Genomic DNA, 17,640 nt, shown 5'->3' with positions numbered 1-17,640 from the left:
AGGATTAATTTCCTGTGTTAAAAATCAAAAACCGCTTCGATTGAAGCGGTTTTTTCGTCATTTTTCGAAATACTTTCTAGTAGTTTCCGAAACATTTTCTTTAACATTTTGGACCCCTCCAAAATGCTACCCCAAAAAAGACTAACTCCCCAATCAGTCTAGAATACAAATTACACTTTCGTGAATTTGTAAGTTCAAAAAACGCTTCTTCACTATTTCAAAAATATTCCTCATCTCCCTCTGTTATGTTTTCCTTTGGCAAACCTATGACATTCTTAAAGACCAATCAATAGGGGCGTCAGGGGAAAAGAACCCTTTTTTATTAGTCATTCGATATTTACAATACTCTAAAGCTTTTATTTTTAGATTTACCTTTACTTAGTAAAGTATTTTCTAAATTAAGAATATCATTATATTTGCACCACAGTTCAAGCAAATGATGAAATACAACAGAATATTACTAAAATTATCAGGAGAAGCCCTGATGGGAGAACGTCAATACGGAATCGATCCTAAAAGACTAGCAGAATATGCTAACGAAATCAAACAGATAACTGATAGAGGTGTAGAAGTTGCCATTGTTATAGGAGGCGGTAATATTTTTAGAGGTGTTGCAGGAGCCAGCAAAGGTATGGACCGAGTGCAAGCCGATCATATGGGAATGCTTGCAACTGTAATTAATGGATTAGCATTACAAAGTGCTTTAGAAGATGCCGAAATTCCAACAAGGCTACAATCTGCAATAAAAATTAATGAAGTAGCTGAGCCGTTCATCAAAAGAAGAGCGATTAGACATTTAGAAAAAGGAAGAGTTGTAATTTTTGGTGGAGGAACCGGTAACCCTTATTTTACTACAGATTCTGCAGCAGTATTAAGAGCTATAGAAATTAACGCCGATGTTATTCTTAAAGGAACAAGAGTAGATGGAATCTACACAGCAGATCCCGAAAAAGATTCTCAAGCCACTAAATTTGATTTTATTACATTTGATGATGTTTTAAGCAAGGGACTTAAAGTTATGGATACAACCGCCTTTACGTTAAGCCAGGAAAATGAATTACCTATCATAGTTTTTGATATGAATAAAACAGGAAATTTATTAAAGGTCATTTCTGGAGAATCTATCGGAACAAAGGTAAATCTGTAACAAGACAAAAAGTGGCTCGTTTTTTGATCAACTAAAAAAAGAAAAGAATTATATTACGATGAACGAAGAAGTAGATTTTATTCTGGATTCAACTAAAGAATCTATGCAGGGTGCTATCGCCCATTTAGAAAAACAACTAATTGTTATAAGAGCAGGAAAAGCATCACCAGCAATGCTTAGTGGTGTTATGGTTGAGTATTATGGAAATCCTACGCCATTAAACCAGGTAGGAAATGTAAATACACCAGATGCAAGAACAATTACGATCCAACCATTCGAAAAATCTTTAATTCAAGAAATCGAAAAAGCAATTTTGATGGCTAATCTTGGTTTTAATCCTATGAACAATGGAGAAAGCGTTATCATTAGTGTACCGCCTCTAACCGAAGAACGTCGTAGAGATTTAGTAAAACAAGCGAAAGCAGAAGCAGAAGACTCAAAAGTTGGTGTACGTAATGACCGTAAAAATGCCAACAATGAAATTAAAAAATTAGAAAAAGATGGTTTATCTGAAGATATGGCAAAAAATGCCGAATCAGATATTCAACAATTAACTGACAGTTACATCAAAAAGATTGATGAAATGTTATCAGTTAAGGAAAAGGAAATTATGACTGTATAATACTTTTTCAAAAACAATAGTATACAAAAGTGTTTTAAGAACAAAACACTTTTGTATATCTTCAATTACTATGAATCAAATCGGATAATGCAAAACAAACTCTTCTGTTTATTATTTTTCACTCATTTTGTTGTACTATCTCAAATTAGCATTACCGGAAAAGTAATTGATCAAAGCACCAACCAAGCATTACCGTTCGCTACGGTAAAAACGGATCATAATTCATATGCACTAACCTCATCGACTGGAGAATTCGTAATACGATGCGAAAGTTATCCAATAAACTTAACTGTTAGCTACATAGGGTACACTACCAAGAACTTCTCCATTAAATCTGAAGATATTGTTAAGGTAGAAATACAGCTTTCTCCTAAATCAGAAAATCTAGCAGCAGTAAAACTTGATATCCCAGGAAGCGTTGCTTCTAATATTATCAAACAAGCTATATCAAATAAAACAAAAAACAACCCTAACAAGGCATTAAAAAGTTATAGTTATAAAACTTATAATAAATTTAAAATTACTGAAGATAATCAGGCTACGTTTGAAACTCCGGACACTACAAAAGTAGATATGGAACGGATTTTTAATGACGCACATTCTTTTCTTTCAGAAAAAGTTAGCCTACATGAGTTTAATAAGGGGCGTGATGAAAAAGAAAGCGTTCTTGCTTCGAGAATGACAGGTTTTAACAAACCAGTTTACAATGTTCTAGGCATTAAAATTCAATCCAATTCGCTGTATAAAGAAAACTATGTAATCTTTAATAACAGATATGCTGGACCTTTATCCAATAGGGCCCTCAAAAACTATTATTATAAAGTTTTAGATACTACCCAAGGAAAAAGGCCTGCATACGTAATTCTATTCCAACCTAGAAGATCCAAAAGAATTGCCAGTTTAGAAGGTGTTTTGTACTTAGACATGGAAACACTTGCTATCCAAAAGGCAGTAGCAGAACTAAGAGGAGAACTCAATGTCCTAGTAAATCACGATTTTAAATATGATCCAAAAGAAAAATTATGGTTCCCACTAAATCAAGAAGTTACCATAAGACCGGGGATCGGAAAACAGAAAGTAACTTTGTTTGGTGGACAAATATCTGTCGGTAGATTAGGGAATGACAAGAAAAGTTTTACCGGCAATAATGATTTTCTAATTTCAAAAACAGATTTCTTTGACTACAATACCAAAAAAGATGTCAAAATTAAACTGCAACAATCTGCTATAGAAATAGATCCTGAAGCCACTACCAGAGATGAAGATTATTGGAATAAATATCGAACAAGTGCAATTACAGCAAAAGATCTAAATTCTTTTTCAATAGTAGACAGTATTGTTCAAGCTCAAAATATTGAAAGAAGAATAGACGTTATTCAAAGTTTTAATATTGGGTATTATCCCGTTGGTTTTTTTGACTTTGACCTAACCTATCCTATAAAATATAATAATTTTGAAGGTTTACGTTTAGGAATCGGAGGTTTAACCAATGAGAAATTCTCTAAACGATTCCGAACCGAAGGATACTTAGTTTATGGATTTCGAGATGGAAGGTTTAAATTCGGTCTTGGCGGCGGTGTTTTACTTAATAAAGATTCAGGATCTTGGTTAAACATAAATTACACAGATGACCTCAAAGAAGTTGGAAGTTTCTTTTATCTAACCGACAGACGTGTTTATTCTTTATTTGAACCACGCTTAGTAAATATTGATTTTTATTATAAACACAGAACATGGAGCACAAGCTTACAACATAGAATTTTACCTAAATTATTATCCGAAACTCAATTTTCTGTAAGTAACATTGATCAAACAGGAGGCTATACATATCTCAATAATGGTAATTCCTTCTCCAGCTACAAAACAGCAGAATCCACAATTGCACTTAGATGGAGTCCATTTAGTAAATTCTTAAAAACTCCGAGTGGATTTAAAGAAATACAAGATGGTTATCCAAAAATAACAGCTCAATACACCCAAGGATACAAAGGCGTATTTGATAGTGATTTTAACTATAGTAAAATTGGAGTCAAAGCGGAATACATTATTAACCGTCTTAATCAATCGAGCACTAGCTTACTTCTTGAAGCTGATATTGCCAGCGGAGATATCCCATTAACACATTTATACCACGCATATCCCAATGCCCCAACAAAAGAAACTATCTTTCAGAGGTTTTCTGTTGCAGGACGAAGAAGTTTTGAAACCATGTATTTTAGTGAGTTTTTTAGCGATAGATTAGCTACACTGCAAGTCAGACACCGATTAAGGCCTTTTAAAATAGCTAGTTGGCTAAAACCTGAAATGGTTTTAATAACTCGATACGCTATTGGAGATGTAAGTAATCGTGATAAGCACCAAGGAGTTAATTTCAATTCCCTACAGCAAGGATATCAAGAATCTGGATTCGAAATAAATAAGCTTTTTGCTGGCTTTGGGTTGAGCTTTGCCTATAGATATGGGGCATATCATTTACCAAAACTAGAAGACAATATCGCTTTTAAATTCACTTTTTACTTAAAGCTTTAACTCATTATTATTTATTCATTTTCTTTTGAATATTTTTTAAGTATTAAAACCTCAAATTCTTACATTTGCACAAGGAAAATAGAGAATGGCAAAGTTATTAACTTTCGGGTTTTGGAATACATTGGCTGGAATTATACTCCGTAATAGAGCAGCTATATTTATAATTATTATTGGAATTACAGTTTTTCTAGGTTTTCAATGGAAAAATATGCGATTCTCTTTTACAGAAGCAAATCTTCTTCCAGATGATCATGAGGTAAACATAAAGTATCAAGAATTTCTAGAGAAATTTGGTGATGAAGGCAACCTTATTGTTATGGCCGTAAATGATAGTTCTCTATTTACTCCAACAAAATTAAAGGCCTGGAATGATTTTAATAATTCATTCAAACAATATAGTGAGATTGACCTCGTGATTTCTGTAAGCGATCTAAAAACGCTTAAAAAGAAGGATAATCCAGCTAGATTCGAGCTAGTATCTTTTATAAAAGATAGTATTTATACAGATGAGAAAGTTTCTGCATATCAGCACGAACTCTTTAACAAATTACCTTTCTATGAAGGCTTAATCTACAGCAACAAATCAAACACCATACAGAGTGCTATTTATTTAAACAAGGATATTGTTAATACAATTGTTCGAAAAAAGTTTATTGAAAATACTTTAAATCCAAAAATCAAAGAATTTGAAGAAAAATTCAATATGGATATAAAAGTATCTGGTATGCCATATATCAGAACTATGAATTCTCAAAACATCATGGATGAGATTCAAATATTCATTTTAGCAGCATTGCTAGTTACCTCCTTAATCTTCTTTTTCTTTTTTAGATCATTTAGAGCCACTTTTATTTCGATGACAGCAGTTATTATAGGTGTTATGTGGGCATTTGGTCTACTAGGCTTATTAGAATACGAGATTACCGTTCTTACGGCAATTATCCCTCCTCTTGTAATCGTTATTGGAATTCCCAATTGTATTTTCTTAATAAATAAGTATCAACAAGAAATAAAAAAACACGGAAATAAAGCTAAATCATTACAACGAGTTATTACCAAAGTCGGGAACGCCACTCTAATGACTAACGTTACTACCGCAGCTGGTTTTGCAACCTTTGCCTTAACGGAGAGCAAACTACTAAAAGAGTTTGGTATTGTCGCTGCGCTAAACATTGTTGCACTATTCATATTATGCTTATTAGTAATAACCATTATTTACAGTTATATGCCTCAACCAAAAGAAAGGCATTTAAAACATCTAGGTAAGCGATGGGTAGAACGACTTGTAAACTGGATGGAACACGCTGTTAAAAATCGAAGAATCACTATATACACATCCTCTTTAATCATCCTTATAGCTAGCATAATCGGCATTTACACGATTAAAGTTTCCGGAAGTTTACTAGAAGACATGCCTAAATCGGCTGGGTTTTTCCAAGACATTCAATTTTTCGAAGATGAATTTGATGGTATCATGCCATTAGAAATATTAATCAACACAAAACGTAAGCAAGGGGTTCTAAAATTACCAACCTTACGTAGAATGGAGCAACTGAGCGAATTAATCGAAGAAACACCAGAATTATCTAAACCTATATCAATAGTCAATTTAGTAAAATACGCTAAACAGACTTATTATAATGGAAATCCAAAATACTATCAGTTACCAACAAGTCAAGAACGAAATTTTATTCTGCCTTATGCCAAAAGCTTTGAATCCGAAGCTGGAGCTATGAATAGTTATGTAGATTCAACAGGACAATATGCTAGAATTACTACATTCATGAAAGATGTTGGAACTGAAGAAATGGAAAGAATAGAGGCCAACCTAGCACCAAAACTAGAAAAACTATTCCCAAAAGATAGATATGAAGTTACATTTACGGGTAAAGCTCTAATATTTCAGAAAGGAACTACCTATTTAGTTTGGAACCTTATCTTTTCATTAGGATTAGCAATTGTCCTGATTGCACTATTTATGGCATGGATGTTTAGATCATTTAAAATGATTATTATTTCTCTGATCCCAAACCTCCTACCATTACTTATGACAGCAGGTTTAATGGGTTTTTTAGGAGTTCCAATAAAACCATCTACAATATTGGTTTTCAGTATCGCTTTTGGTATCTCCGTAGACGACACAATTCATTTCTTAGCTAAATACAGACAAGAATTAAAATCTAACCATTGGAGAATTCGCAAATCCGTTTTTGCTGCTTTAAAAGAAACTGGCGTAAGTATGTTTTATACATCCACAGTTTTATTCTTTGGGTTTTCGGTATTTATGATCTCAAGTTTCGGTGGAACTAAAGCACTTGGAGGATTGGTATCTGCTACATTGCTTTTTGCAATGTTAGCCAATCTTTTACTACTCCCTTCTTTATTACTTTCTTTAGAGCGAAGTATAGCAAATAAGAAAACCTTAAAAGAACCTGCTTTAAAAATTATCGCAAGTGATGAAGAACTTCTTGAAGAAGAAGAACAATAATATTGCTATAATTTAATCTAAAAAAAGAAGTCTCACTAGTAAACTAGCGAGACTCCGTGTAAGATAGATTACCCCAAAACCTATCGAACTAAACTTAACGTAAACACAATCGTCATAATTGCATATGCAATATACATCCCCTTTTTGTATTTTGAAACCCATTCATGGGGGGAATTCCCCCTTTCGATAAAATAAACAAAGGTTTAACTTTTTTTTTGTAATCCAAAATTGGATTAAAAAACCATAATCACTTTGTAACCAAATACTTAAAAAAAATTATTTTGTAAGAATTTTTTACCTTCTTTTTGAAAAAAGCAATAAAAAAAACTATTTTTTCCCCAAAAAACTATACTTTTACGGTTTTTACATAGAATTCATCTAGAAAAAACCGTCGGATTATATAATCGCTTAAAATCACTCTATTTTTGTTATCACAAAAAAATGAAATTCAAGATCTATAGAATTTAAGTATTTTTTGAAGAGTAAGACTATGCATCAATTCGATTAAAAATTTATCTTTGCTACCTTGAATTTTTTAACGGATAATCTGGAATAAATTCAAATTTAGGTAGTTCCCTAAAAAGTATAGAAATAAAAAGTAACGCAACTGTATTATTAAATAGATAATATTGATTGTGTATTGCATCCAATAGATGTAAAACATACAAAAATAAGATTGATGAAACATACTAAAGTAATAGACGTACTACAAAGTGATCAGCTATTGCAGCCTGTCTGTGTAAAAGGATGGGTTCGTTCTTTTCGTAATGATCGTTTTATAGCGATAAATGACGGATCAACAATTAAAAATATTCAATGCGTAATTGAAGATAATACAATAGATGCTTCGATTATAGAAAAAATAAATATCGGCGCTGCACTTTCAATTACTGGTACGTTAACAGAAAGTGAAGGTAAAGGCCAACGTGTAGAAATAAAAGCTACAAGTATTGAAATTGAAGGCGAAGCTGATTCTGAAGAATTAAAACTAACTATCCTTTCTCCTAAACGTCATAGTTTAGAAAAATTAAGAGAGCAAGCTCATCTTAGGATTCGTACCAATACATTCGGAGCAATTATGCGCATGCGATCGAAACTATCGTTCGCTATTCACGAGTATTTTCAAAAAAATGACTTCTATTATGTACATACTCCTGTAATTACCAAAAGTGATGCAGAAGGAGCAGGAGAAGCTTTTAAAGTAACGAACCTTGATCTTAACAACATCCCAAAGGATGGAAATGGCGAAGTAGATTACAAACAAGATTTCTTTGGAGGAGAAACAAACCTTACAGTATCTGGTCAATTAGAGGCAGAAACTTACGCAATGGGATTAGGTCAGGTGTACACTTTTGGACCTACATTTAGAGCAGAGAATTCTAATACTTCTCGTCATCTTGCAGAATTTTGGATGGTAGAACCTGAGGTTGCTTTTTGTGATTTAGATGGTAATATGGATCTAGCAGAAGATTTTATAAAATATGTTATTCAATTTGTTTTAGATAACTGCCAAGACGACCTTGCATTTTTAGAAGAACGATTAGTTCAGGAAGATAAACAAAAACCTCAAGCGGAAAGAGCAGAAATGCTACTTAGAGATAAGTTAAAATTTGTTTTGGAGAATAATTTTAAGCGAGTTAGTTATACTGAAGCTATTGAAATATTAAAAAACTCTAAACCTAATAAGAAAAAGAAATTTAAATTTCCAATTAACGAATGGGGTGCAGATTTACAAAGTGAACACGAACGTTTTTTAGTTGAAAAACATTTTAAATGTCCAGTAATATTATTTGATTACCCAGCTGATATTAAATCTTTTTATATGAGACTTAATGAAGATGGAAAGACAGTGAGAGCAATGGATATTTTATTCCCAGGAATTGGAGAGATTGTAGGAGGTTCTCAGCGTGAAGAAAGACTTGATGTGCTTAAAGAAAAAATGGCAGCTTTAAATATCCCTGAAGAAGAATTATGGTGGTATTTAGACACACGTCGTTTTGGAACTTGTAAACACAGTGGTTTTGGACTAGGTTTCGAAAGACTTGTATTATTTGTTACTGGAATGGGTAATATTCGTGATGTAATACCTTATCCAAGGACTCCATTAAATGCAGAATTCTAAAAACATAGTTTAATTTCTATGTTTCTTTAATAAAATCTCAGAAATTAGATCATAAATCACCTTTTGATTACCATCTAGTTCCTGAGATTTATTTTTTGCTTTTTGAATTTTTTCGTAATGTGGGACCTTTCCTGTTTCTGCCAATAACCTCATAGCATCTTCAAAAAAATCATCCAAAATAGGCATTACGTACTCACTTCCTGTATTAATATCCCTAAGTCGAATAAACTTCTTTGTATACGCCAAAAACATCTGGGGATACTTCGCAAAAGTAATAATTGCTTCCGTAAAATTTCTCTTGACCTCTTCAGAGGTAACCGAATTTCTAAATTTTAATTTTGTGTTATCAATATGCTTTAGAGTATACAGAAGTGCACTTTCCTTTATAAAATTACCATAATCATTTACAGAATAATAATAAATCTCCATACCGACATTGGTATTTATTATTAATACTTCATCTCCTATACTATCTTTAAGAAAAGACTGAAAAGTAGCTACAGTGGATGAAGACATTAACAAACGCCTTTTTATATCGGTAGAACGAATATTAACGGATTTTATATAGTGTACAACTGAATTAATACGCACTAGATTACATTCGACAATTCTGAAAAATCAATCCCCTGATTCTCAGCATGCATTGCTGCAGTATACCCATTATTATCTTTAGCACCTACATCTGCTCCATTTTTAATCAGCAATTTTATAATTTCTTTCTGACCAAAAGTAGCTGCAAATATTAAAGCGGTTGCATCATTGTAACTTTTGATATTGACATCAGCACCCGAAGAAATCAATAATTCTGCAATCTCGTAATGCCCTTTAAAACAAACACCCATTAGAGCAGTGTTTCCAGAAGCATCTTGTTCGTTTATATTTGGGTTATAACTAATAATAAGTTTAACAATATTCAGAAAACCGTAATAAGTAGACAATAAGAGAGGTGTAGATCCTCTTTGATCTTTTGTATTAACCAAACTACCATCCTTGGCAAGAAAGTTTTGAACACTTTCTAAATTCTGTGATCTAATCGCATCAAAAATTGTATCCATTGAAATAAAGTTGCAATAATTTTTTATAAATAAGCTAAATACGCTTAATAACTACTGAAGATATCAAAAAAAAGATCAGCAACATTCTAATTAGGAGAAATTTATAATTTCTAAGGCAAAACTTACACTAAAATCTAATTTTTTCTAAAAGCGGGTGAGTTTTACTCGATGAATCAGTCATTACACAGGAATCTCCAGAAGCTACTATCAAACTTATATCAAAAACATTTAACAAATGAATACCTTTAGCACTTTTTATAACGAACTGCCAGTTATACTAATTTTACATATATAGAATTGCTGATCTTAATATATTTTTAAAATCAAACATGTTATCATTTAGAAATTTTTCTCCCTCGAAAACAGAATGGGATCAATAATGAAAAATAGATTCTAAAACAAAAAAGAGGAGCAGCCGCTCCTCTTTTTATATAATATTCATATAATAATTATCCTAACTTTTCTTTCATTCTAAATAATTCTTGTTCTATCATTTGCAACTTACCTTCCATACCATCTGCAAATTCAGGAATACGTTTGCAAAACACATAGCGTACTCGCCACATTTCTTTTATTTCTGAAATCGGATACTCGTCATCCTCAATGTTTTTATGATCTGCGCGTAATACCACGCTATTTTTAGTAATATATAATCTTCTAAAGATTAATTTCGAGTCCGTTAAAGCAACTACCAAAGTTCCATTATTCAATTTCTTAATAACATCTGATGGTACTTTTTCTCCAATCACGATATCTTTTGGATAAAATCCTTGATCATGATTAGTCATTTCTAAATTCAATACGGTATACCCTCTAAAAACCTTAGCTGGATTTACCGGTAATTGAATCGTAGGAAGCTCTTTTATAAAATTATCTTTATTATATAATGATATATACTCCCCAGATGTACTTTCAGTAATACAAGGAATTAGTGCAAACTGTTCACGTTTTACATCTTCTGCGTATGTAGTTAGATCTCCCTTAAACTTTAAAAGCTCATTTACGGTCAGTTCACTAGTTAGCAACTTATCTATTTCAATGCTAAAATAATTAGCTATTTTAATAATCGTATCTATCTTCGGTTCACTCCTACCTTCCTCATAAGCCCCTAAAGTCCCTCTTTTTAAGTCAAAAAGCTCCGCAAAAGCCTGTTGACTTAAACTTTTTACACTTCTAATTTTTTTAATATTTTTTCCAAAAAATGACATTTTTGCTAATTTTATTTGCAATTATAAAAATTTATTGTACTTTTACACTAACAATATTAGCTAATATATTTAATAAATGCTAATTTTAGTAGAAATACTTTTAATAAGTGTATTGATTTTGGGCAAAATCAAAAAACATACTAAAAATTTTAGCAAACAACTAATTCATTAATCATAAAAAATAACATACCCATGATATCCGCAGTGCAATACATTGTCAATTTAGCCGTCGATATAGTAGAAAAGTTATCGTACTTTTTGTAATATTGATATAAGGTCAGAAACAAGAAATAAATTACTAATAATCAGTCAAAACAACCATCACATGCAAGATCACTTCCAATTGGTGAAAGATTACTTATTGAAACTTAATTTTAACATCATTCACGAAAATAGTGGCGATGGAATTATTATGATCAGTAAAGAAAATGAAGGAATTAAAAATCTAATTATTGGTGTCGCATTACCAATTTTGATTATTGAACAACATATTTTCAATATAAAAAACAAAAACGAACTAGTATACCGCAGTTTACTTCAAAAAAACAGGGATATCGTTCACGGAGCATTTGTTCTGGATGAAACTGGAGAAAAAGTAATCTTTAGAGATACCCTACAGTTAGAAAACTTGGATTTAAACGAATTAGAAGGAACCCTAAATTCTTTAAGTCTACTATTAAGTGAATACTCGCAACAAATTATAAATTTTTCAAAATATTAATATTATGAACTTTTTCAAAAGACTATTTAAAATAGGTGAAGCAGAAGCACATTCTGCTATCGATAAGATGGAAGATCCAATCAAAATGACTGAACAAGGAATCCGAGATATGAAGGTTGATCTCGAGAAAAGTCTAGAAGCTTTAGCACAAGTAAAAGCTTTAGCTATTCGATCTAAAAATGATACCGAAGAGTTTGCTGCAAAAGCTGAAGATTATCAGCAAAAAGCGATGCTTATTCTTAAAAAAGCACAAAGTGGAGATTTAGAAAGTGCAGAGGCCGATCGATTAGCAAAAGAAGCATTGATTAAAAAGGAAGAATCTTTACAACATGTAACTCGTGGTAAACTTGAAACCGAAAAATTTGATAGTTCTGTATCTCAATTAGAAAAGAATGTAGGCGAGATTAAACAGAACATAAGCAAATGGGAAAATGAGTTAAAAACGCTAAAAGCAAGAGTAAAAGTGTCTGCTGCCACTAAAAATGTGAATAAACAAATGGCAGAAATCGATAGCTCTAGTACAGTTTCTATGTTAGAAAGGATGAAGGATAAGGTAAATCAAGAAGAAGCCTTAGCAGAAGCTTATGGAGATATTGCCAATGCATCAAAATCTATTGATGAAGAACTTGACAAAGCAGTTGATATCACAAAAACAAATGCTGAAGATGATTTAGCTAAGCTAAAAGAGCAATTAGGTCTGAATGACAAAAAGAAATAGAAGTAATTAATAATCAGCCACTTTTGGTCCAATCGACAAAGTATTAACAAAAAAACTAATAAATCATGGTAACATCTACGACAGAAAAGATACCTAATAAAGAAGTAATTCAAATTTTAGGAATAGCAAGAGGAAGTACAGTGAGAGCAAGAAATATTGGTAGAGATGTTTTTGCAGGGCTAAAAAACATAGTTGGTGGTGAAATTGAAGAGTACACCAAATTGCAAGCACAATCTAGAGAACAAGCATTACAGCGAATGAATCAAGATGCGCAACGATTAGGAGCGGACGCAGTTATTAATGTGAGGCTAACTACTTCCATGGTGATGCAAGGCGCATCAGAAATCTTAGCATATGGGACAGCAGTAAAACTTAAATGATTGAGTTATGGAAGGACTATTTGTAATACTGTTTTGGGCATTCATCTTAGTAATTCTGGTATGTTTAGCGATTAGAAGAATTAAGATATATCAAACGGAAGATTTTGAAAAGAGGGATAACTAAATAACTATCAATTAATTAACTAAACAACTAAAACATTGAAAGAATTGGTCGACATAGCTTTTTCGCAAGTAAATATTGTATTAACCGTACTAATGATTTTATTAATCTTGTATTGGTTATTTACAATGATTTCAGGAATTGATTTTGATCTAGATGTTGACGTAGATATTGATGTGGATGCGGATTTAGATCTAGATATGGACACTGATAGTAATATAGAAGGTGGTAATCTAGATTTTGAAGATATTGCTAATACAGAAGTTAATAAAGAAGATGTTATTGGAAAAAGAAGAAAACCCTTAAAATGGTGGCAAATTCTTTTAATTTATTTCAACTTCGTTGGTCTTCCATTTATGTTCACGTTCACATGCTGGATATTTATATGGTGGTTGTGCACCACGATAACGACAAGTTTGACTCATAGTTACAATAGTGATATTGGATTTATTTTCTTCCTTGCTGGAATCATTCCTTCTCTATTAATAACTAAAATTTTCACTACTCCTTTCAAAAGTTTTTTTAAAAACCTAAATAAAGATGGAGATGCTCCAATCGACTTAATAGGTAGAAAAGGAGTAATTCAATCAACAATATCGGAAGACAAAATGGGTTCCGCAGAAGTAGTAGTAGAAGGAAATCCAATGTCTATATATGTTAAATCTCTAAATGGAGAGGAAATAAACTATCATCAGGAAATTTTAATTATAAAACAGTCAGGAGACAAAAACTACTACTATGCACAGTCTTATGATGACTAATAGAATTCCTAAAATAAAAATTTTAAAAACTAATAAACACTAAACTATTATGACAGGCATCTTACCATTCATTGGCATAGGAATAGGCTTAATTCTATTCTTAATCATTGTATACTTTGCGATCATCGCAATGTTTTATAAAAAAATTCCTCAAGGGCAAGCTCTTGTTCGAACAGGGTTCAAAGGTACTAAAGTAGCCACTGACAAAGGGCTTTATGTAGTTCCTGTATTCCACAAAGTGGAAATTATGGATATATCCGTTAAGAAAATACAAATAGAACGATTAGGAGGAGATGGATTAGTTTGTAAGGATAATATGAGAGCAGATATAAAAGTAGCTTTTTTTGTAAGAGTTAATAGTGATGTAGATTCTATTAAAAAAGTGGCACAAACAATTGGTTGTGAAAGAGCCTCTGAAGTATCAACCTTAGAAGGGCTTTTTGAAGCCAAATTTTCTGAAGCTCTAAAAACAGTCGGTAAGAAATTTCAATTTACCGAATTATACGAAGCGAGACGCGAATTCAGAGGAGAAATTGTAAATATAATTGGTACTGATCTAAATGGATACACTTTAGAAGATTGTGCAATTGATTATTTAGAACAGACACCTGTTTCATTCTTAAAGATGGACAACATATTAGATGCTGAAGGTATCAAAAAAATTACTGAATTAACCGCCGCACAAAATATGAAAGCTAACCTCATCAAACGTGATGAAGAAAAAGTGATTCGTAAACAAGATGTAGAAGCGCGTGAAGCAATTTTAGAATTAGACAAGCAATTAGCAGAAAAAGAAGAACAACAAAAACGTGAAATTGCAAATATTAAAGCACGCGAAGAAGCAGAAATGCTAAAAGTGTCAGAAGAAGAACGTTTAAAATCAGAAACTGCACGTATTGCTACAGAAGAAAAAGTAAAAGTTGCCGAAGAAAATATGCAGCGCCAGATCATCGTAGCAGAAAAAAACAAACAGCGTACTGATGCCGTAGAAACGGAAAGAGTAGAAAAAGATAGAATGTTAGAGGCTACAGAACGCGAGCGTATCGTAACCTTGGCTCAGATCGAAAAGGAAAAAGTAGTAGAAGTTGAAAAGAAAAACATTCAAGATGTAATTCGTGATCGTGTTACCTTAGAAAAAGGAGTGGTAGAAGAGCAAGAAAACATGAAAGATATAGAGGCTTTTAAAACTGCTGATCGTGAGAAACAAGTAAAAATTACTATAGCAGAAGCGAATGCAGAAGAAGCATTGATTACTACAATCAAAGCTGCTGAAGCGCAAAAAGAAGCAGCTAAGCAAAAAGCAGAAGAAATTAATATCGAGGCACAAGCACAAAAAGAAGCTAGTGAAAAAGAAGCTGAAGCTCGTAAAACACTTGCTGAAGCAACTGCCAAAGAAGAAGCGACTATTGGTATGTCTGAAGCACAAGTAATGCACGCAAAAGCAGATGCTAACGAACGTCAAGGATTAGTAGAAGCAAATATTATAGAGAAAAAAGCGAAGGCTGAAGCGGCTGGTATATTAGCTAAAGCTGAAGCAATCAAGGAAGAAGGATTAGCAGAAGCTGAAGTAATTAAAGAAAAAGCAATTGCAGATGCTGCCGGAATCGAAGAGAAAGCAGAAGCTATGAAAAAACTTGATGGTGTTGGTAAAGAACACGAAGAGTTTAAATTACGATTAGATAAGGAATTACAAGTAGACTTAGCCGAAATAAACATCCAGAAAGAAATTGCAGATGCACAGGCAGAAGTAATCGGAGAAGCACTTAAAGCTGCTAACATCGATATTGTAGGTGGAGAAACTATGTTCTTTGATCAAATAGTTGGTCAAATAACTAAGGCCAAAGGATTTGATAGACTGGTAAAACACTCTGATAATATTCAGGATGTAAAAGATGCTATTTTAGGAAGTGATGATGTAAAAGGAAATCTTTTAGAAAAAGTAAAAGAATTTGCTACCAAATACGGAGTATCATCAGAAGATATCAAAAACCTTACAATCGCTAACATTTTGATGGATTTAAAACAGAAATCTAGCAATGAAGAAGAAAACACTTTATTCAGTAACCTGTTTAATCTAGCAAAAGGACTAGGGTTATCAGACCAGAAATTGAAATAACATTCATAAAAATTCTCCTCCTTTATTTGGAGGAGAATTAAATCCGCTTAAATGTGGAAATAAAACAGTAGGAATCTGCAATACTTTATGAATACCATCATAAATACATTTTTAGACCCATAAAAGTCAATCCCAGAAAGTCTCGAACTCTCTTTGGGGTAGCGAGTGATTGACTAGATGGGATTTGTTTAACTTTTAAATACGGTTTAATTATGAGCATAGCAGCCATGGTTGCTTCGATTAAATTTAATGATCGAAGAAATAGAAGAGAAGCATTTAGTAATATAAGCGGCACTATAGACACCAAAAGTCAAGGCATTAAAATAGAGCCCGTTTCTGAAGAAGCTTTGAAAGAAATCAGAGATAAGCTAAAAAAACAAAGATTAACAGTTTTTAAAAAGCAATTAATAGTTTCTGTGTTTTTGGTAGTTCTTATTACATCCTTCATAATATACATAGTTTAGTTATGGGAGGATATGGCCATAATCTAAGTAATCTTCTTAAAAACAGTAGAAGAAAAGAACGAAAAGCCTATGACGGATGGACAGAAAGTGACGAAGAAAGTCAAGCGATCAAAGTAGAAACAGTTTCAGAAAAGACATTGCAAGAAATCAGAGACAAATTAAAAAAACAACGACAAGCACTATTTAGAAGAAGATTGATTGGTTTTGGGTTGATAATGCTTTTGGTTGTTGGAATTATAGTTTATACATCTATTTAAAAGATAAAATTATGAACAAAAAATTTATAGGATTAATAGCAGTTTTATTAATGGCAATTGGAGTTTTAGCATTCAACACCTATTATAAAAAAGAAGGGTTGATAAAAAATGGCACTAGCACAATCGCGGTAATAGAAAAAATTTCGACAAACAAAATTGACAATGAATTCTCACCCACTGTAGAGAATATTCATGTCAAATATAAATACACAATTAAGAATAAAGATTATACGAAAACACAGGAGATTTCAAGACATGAACACGATTTGTATTTCTCTAAAACTGGTAAAATAGGAGATTCTGTTATGATAATCTATGATTCTGAAAAACCTACGAATTCTAGAATTGAAAAAATTAAACTCAAGAAATAGTTTTGTAAACTCAGCGTGACATCGGAACTAAAGATTAAATAAAAATCTTTACAAAAATAAGAGATATGACAACTGACATTCATTATACAGAGAAGCAAAAGTTTAGCCAATCTTGGTTATGGCTGTCAATACTCATTTCTGGAATCGTAGCTTTACTCTATCTATTTAATAACAAAGATGTAGGAACTACTACCCTTGTAATCACTGCTTCCTCTTTTGCATTAGTAATTTTAATTTTTGCTTTAATGAAGTTAGAAACGCAAATAAAAAATGACGGAATTTACATCCGATTTTTTCCATTTCATATTAAATTCATACAGTATGATTGGGGTAGTATTAAACAATTATATATTAGAAAATATGACCCAATATATGAATATGGTGGATGGGGAATAAGAATGAATATTAGAGGAAAAGGCAAAGCCTTTAATATTTCTGGAAATATAGGATTACAATTGGAATTCCTAAACAACAAAAAATTATTAATAGGTACCAATAAACCTGAGAAACTTTCTGAAGCTTTGAAAAAAATTGGCAAACTTTAATCGACGCTAAAAACA

Annotated in this window: 17 protein-coding genes; 14 read left to right on the top strand and 3 right to left on the bottom strand. The window is 32.2% G+C overall.

Going from position 1 to position 17,640, the window contains the following annotated elements; genetic code table 11:
* Positions 1–439 precede the first annotated feature (439 nt).
* From pyrH to asnS, 5 genes are all read left to right on the top strand, one after another.
* On the top strand, positions 440–1,147 hold the full coding sequence (gene pyrH / locus D1815_RS19265; protein ID WP_027393413.1) for a UMP kinase: 708 nt from the start codon (positions 440–442) through the stop codon (positions 1,145–1,147).
* Positions 1,148–1,205: 58 nt separating this feature from the next.
* On the top strand, positions 1,206–1,769 hold the full coding sequence (frr, locus tag D1815_RS19260; RefSeq protein WP_118388945.1) for a ribosome recycling factor: 564 nt from the start codon (positions 1,206–1,208) through the stop codon (positions 1,767–1,769).
* An 87-nt stretch (positions 1,770–1,856) separates the two neighbouring features.
* Positions 1,857–4,298: a DUF5686 family protein gene (locus tag D1815_RS19255; RefSeq protein ID WP_027393411.1), complete on the top strand. Its 2,442-nt coding sequence runs from the start codon at positions 1,857–1,859 to the stop codon at positions 4,296–4,298.
* 85 nt (positions 4,299–4,383) lie between these two features.
* Entirely contained in the window at positions 4,384–6,786 is a 2,403-nt protein-coding gene (locus tag D1815_RS19250; protein WP_027393410.1) for an RND family transporter, read from the top strand.
* 679 nt (positions 6,787–7,465) lie between these two features.
* The gene (gene asnS, locus D1815_RS19245) at positions 7,466–8,908 is read left to right on the top strand and encodes an asparagine--tRNA ligase (RefSeq protein ID WP_027393409.1); all 1,443 of its coding nucleotides are present in this window, start codon (positions 7,466–7,468) and stop codon (positions 8,906–8,908) included.
* Positions 8,909–8,917: 9 nt separating this feature from the next.
* Here asnS and D1815_RS19240 read toward each other — a convergent pair whose 3' ends face one another.
* The 3 genes from D1815_RS19240 to D1815_RS19230 all read right to left on the bottom strand — a co-directional run bounded on the left by D1815_RS19240 (position 8,918) and on the right by D1815_RS19230 (position 11,171).
* Positions 8,918–9,424 (bottom strand): hypothetical protein, encoded by a 507-nt coding sequence (locus D1815_RS19240; RefSeq protein ID WP_118388944.1) that lies wholly within the window; start codon positions 9,422–9,424, stop codon positions 8,918–8,920.
* Between the two features lie 74 nt (positions 9,425–9,498).
* Complete coding sequence (locus tag D1815_RS19235) at positions 9,499–9,963, bottom strand: ankyrin repeat domain-containing protein (RefSeq protein WP_118388943.1); 465 nt, start codon at positions 9,961–9,963, stop codon at positions 9,499–9,501.
* Between the two features lie 449 nt (positions 9,964–10,412).
* The gene (locus D1815_RS19230; RefSeq protein WP_118388942.1) at positions 10,413–11,171 is read right to left on the bottom strand and encodes a helix-turn-helix domain-containing protein; all 759 of its coding nucleotides are present in this window, start codon (positions 11,169–11,171) and stop codon (positions 10,413–10,415) included.
* Positions 11,172–11,496: 325 nt separating this feature from the next.
* On the opposite strand from D1815_RS19230, the gene D1815_RS19225 reads away from it, so the two are divergent.
* The 9 genes from D1815_RS19225 (at position 11,497) to D1815_RS23965 (ending at position 17,625) form a co-directional block, all read left to right on the top strand.
* Positions 11,497–11,892 carry a molecular chaperone Tir gene (locus D1815_RS19225; RefSeq protein ID WP_027393404.1) on the top strand — a complete coding sequence of 132 codons (396 nt, stop codon included), beginning with the start codon at positions 11,497–11,499 and terminating at the stop codon, positions 11,890–11,892.
* A 4-nt stretch (positions 11,893–11,896) separates the two neighbouring features.
* The gene (locus D1815_RS19220; RefSeq protein ID WP_027393403.1) at positions 11,897–12,610 is read left to right on the top strand and encodes a PspA/IM30 family protein; all 714 of its coding nucleotides are present in this window, start codon (positions 11,897–11,899) and stop codon (positions 12,608–12,610) included.
* Positions 12,611–12,675: 65 nt separating this feature from the next.
* Complete coding sequence (locus tag D1815_RS19215) at positions 12,676–12,990, top strand: YbjQ family protein (protein WP_027393402.1); 315 nt, start codon at positions 12,676–12,678, stop codon at positions 12,988–12,990.
* Between the two features lie 216 nt (positions 12,991–13,206).
* Positions 13,207–13,872 (top strand): hypothetical protein, encoded by a 666-nt coding sequence (locus D1815_RS19210; RefSeq protein WP_199726749.1) that lies wholly within the window; start codon positions 13,207–13,209, stop codon positions 13,870–13,872.
* A gap of 49 nt (positions 13,873–13,921) precedes the next feature.
* A complete protein-coding gene (locus D1815_RS19205; protein ID WP_118388940.1) occupies positions 13,922–15,988 on the top strand; it encodes a flotillin family protein in 2,067 nt (688 codons plus the stop codon).
* 212 nt (positions 15,989–16,200) lie between these two features.
* On the top strand, positions 16,201–16,452 hold the full coding sequence (locus tag D1815_RS19200; protein ID WP_118388939.1) for a hypothetical protein: 252 nt from the start codon (positions 16,201–16,203) through the stop codon (positions 16,450–16,452).
* Between the two features lie 2 nt (positions 16,453–16,454).
* A complete protein-coding gene (locus tag D1815_RS19195; RefSeq protein ID WP_118388938.1) occupies positions 16,455–16,709 on the top strand; it encodes a hypothetical protein in 255 nt (84 codons plus the stop codon).
* An 11-nt stretch (positions 16,710–16,720) separates the two neighbouring features.
* Positions 16,721–17,080, top strand: coding sequence for a DUF3592 domain-containing protein (locus D1815_RS19190; protein ID WP_027393397.1), 360 nt, complete (start codon positions 16,721–16,723; stop codon positions 17,078–17,080).
* Positions 17,081–17,145: 65 nt separating this feature from the next.
* The gene (locus D1815_RS23965; RefSeq protein WP_118388937.1) at positions 17,146–17,625 is read left to right on the top strand and encodes a hypothetical protein; all 480 of its coding nucleotides are present in this window, start codon (positions 17,146–17,148) and stop codon (positions 17,623–17,625) included.
* Positions 17,626–17,640 lie beyond the last annotated feature (15 nt).

Origin of the sequence: Aquimarina sp. AD1, from assembly GCF_003443695.1 — a bacterium.
GTDB classification, from domain to species: domain Bacteria; phylum Bacteroidota; class Bacteroidia; order Flavobacteriales; family Flavobacteriaceae; genus Aquimarina; species Aquimarina latercula.
This window is presented reverse-complemented; position numbering and strand designations above follow the sequence as displayed.

What these genes read in the sequence shown, in the direction of transcription:
- D1815_RS23965 (WP_118388937.1), top strand. Translation starts at nt 17,146, where the DNA reads ATGACAACTGACATTCATTATACAGAGAAGCAAAAGTTTAGCCAATCT.
- D1815_RS19210 (WP_199726749.1), top strand. Translation starts at nt 13,207, where the DNA reads ATGATTTTATTAATCTTGTATTGGTTATTTACAATGATTTCAGGAATT.
- D1815_RS19240 (WP_118388944.1), bottom strand. Translation starts at nt 9,424, where the DNA reads ATGTCTTCATCCACTGTAGCTACTTTTCAGTCTTTTCTTAAAGATAGT.
- D1815_RS19230 (WP_118388942.1), bottom strand. Translation starts at nt 11,171, where the DNA reads ATGTCATTTTTTGGAAAAAATATTAAAAAAATTAGAAGTGTAAAAAGT.
- D1815_RS19215 (WP_027393402.1), top strand. Translation starts at nt 12,676, where the DNA reads ATGGTAACATCTACGACAGAAAAGATACCTAATAAAGAAGTAATTCAA.
- D1815_RS19255 (WP_027393411.1), top strand. Translation starts at nt 1,857, where the DNA reads ATGCAAAACAAACTCTTCTGTTTATTATTTTTCACTCATTTTGTTGTA.
- D1815_RS19200 (WP_118388939.1), top strand. Translation starts at nt 16,201, where the DNA reads ATGAGCATAGCAGCCATGGTTGCTTCGATTAAATTTAATGATCGAAGA.
- D1815_RS19205 (WP_118388940.1), top strand. Translation starts at nt 13,922, where the DNA reads ATGACAGGCATCTTACCATTCATTGGCATAGGAATAGGCTTAATTCTA.
- asnS (WP_027393409.1), top strand. Translation starts at nt 7,466, where the DNA reads ATGAAACATACTAAAGTAATAGACGTACTACAAAGTGATCAGCTATTG.
- D1815_RS19225 (WP_027393404.1), top strand. Translation starts at nt 11,497, where the DNA reads ATGCAAGATCACTTCCAATTGGTGAAAGATTACTTATTGAAACTTAAT.
- frr (WP_118388945.1), top strand. Translation starts at nt 1,206, where the DNA reads ATGAACGAAGAAGTAGATTTTATTCTGGATTCAACTAAAGAATCTATG.
- D1815_RS19250 (WP_027393410.1), top strand. Translation starts at nt 4,384, where the DNA reads ATGGCAAAGTTATTAACTTTCGGGTTTTGGAATACATTGGCTGGAATT.
- D1815_RS19235 (WP_118388943.1), bottom strand. Translation starts at nt 9,963, where the DNA reads ATGGATACAATTTTTGATGCGATTAGATCACAGAATTTAGAAAGTGTT.
- D1815_RS19220 (WP_027393403.1), top strand. Translation starts at nt 11,897, where the DNA reads ATGAACTTTTTCAAAAGACTATTTAAAATAGGTGAAGCAGAAGCACAT.
- D1815_RS19195 (WP_118388938.1), top strand. Translation starts at nt 16,455, where the DNA reads ATGGGAGGATATGGCCATAATCTAAGTAATCTTCTTAAAAACAGTAGA.
- pyrH (WP_027393413.1), top strand. Translation starts at nt 440, where the DNA reads ATGAAATACAACAGAATATTACTAAAATTATCAGGAGAAGCCCTGATG.
- D1815_RS19190 (WP_027393397.1), top strand. Translation starts at nt 16,721, where the DNA reads ATGAACAAAAAATTTATAGGATTAATAGCAGTTTTATTAATGGCAATT.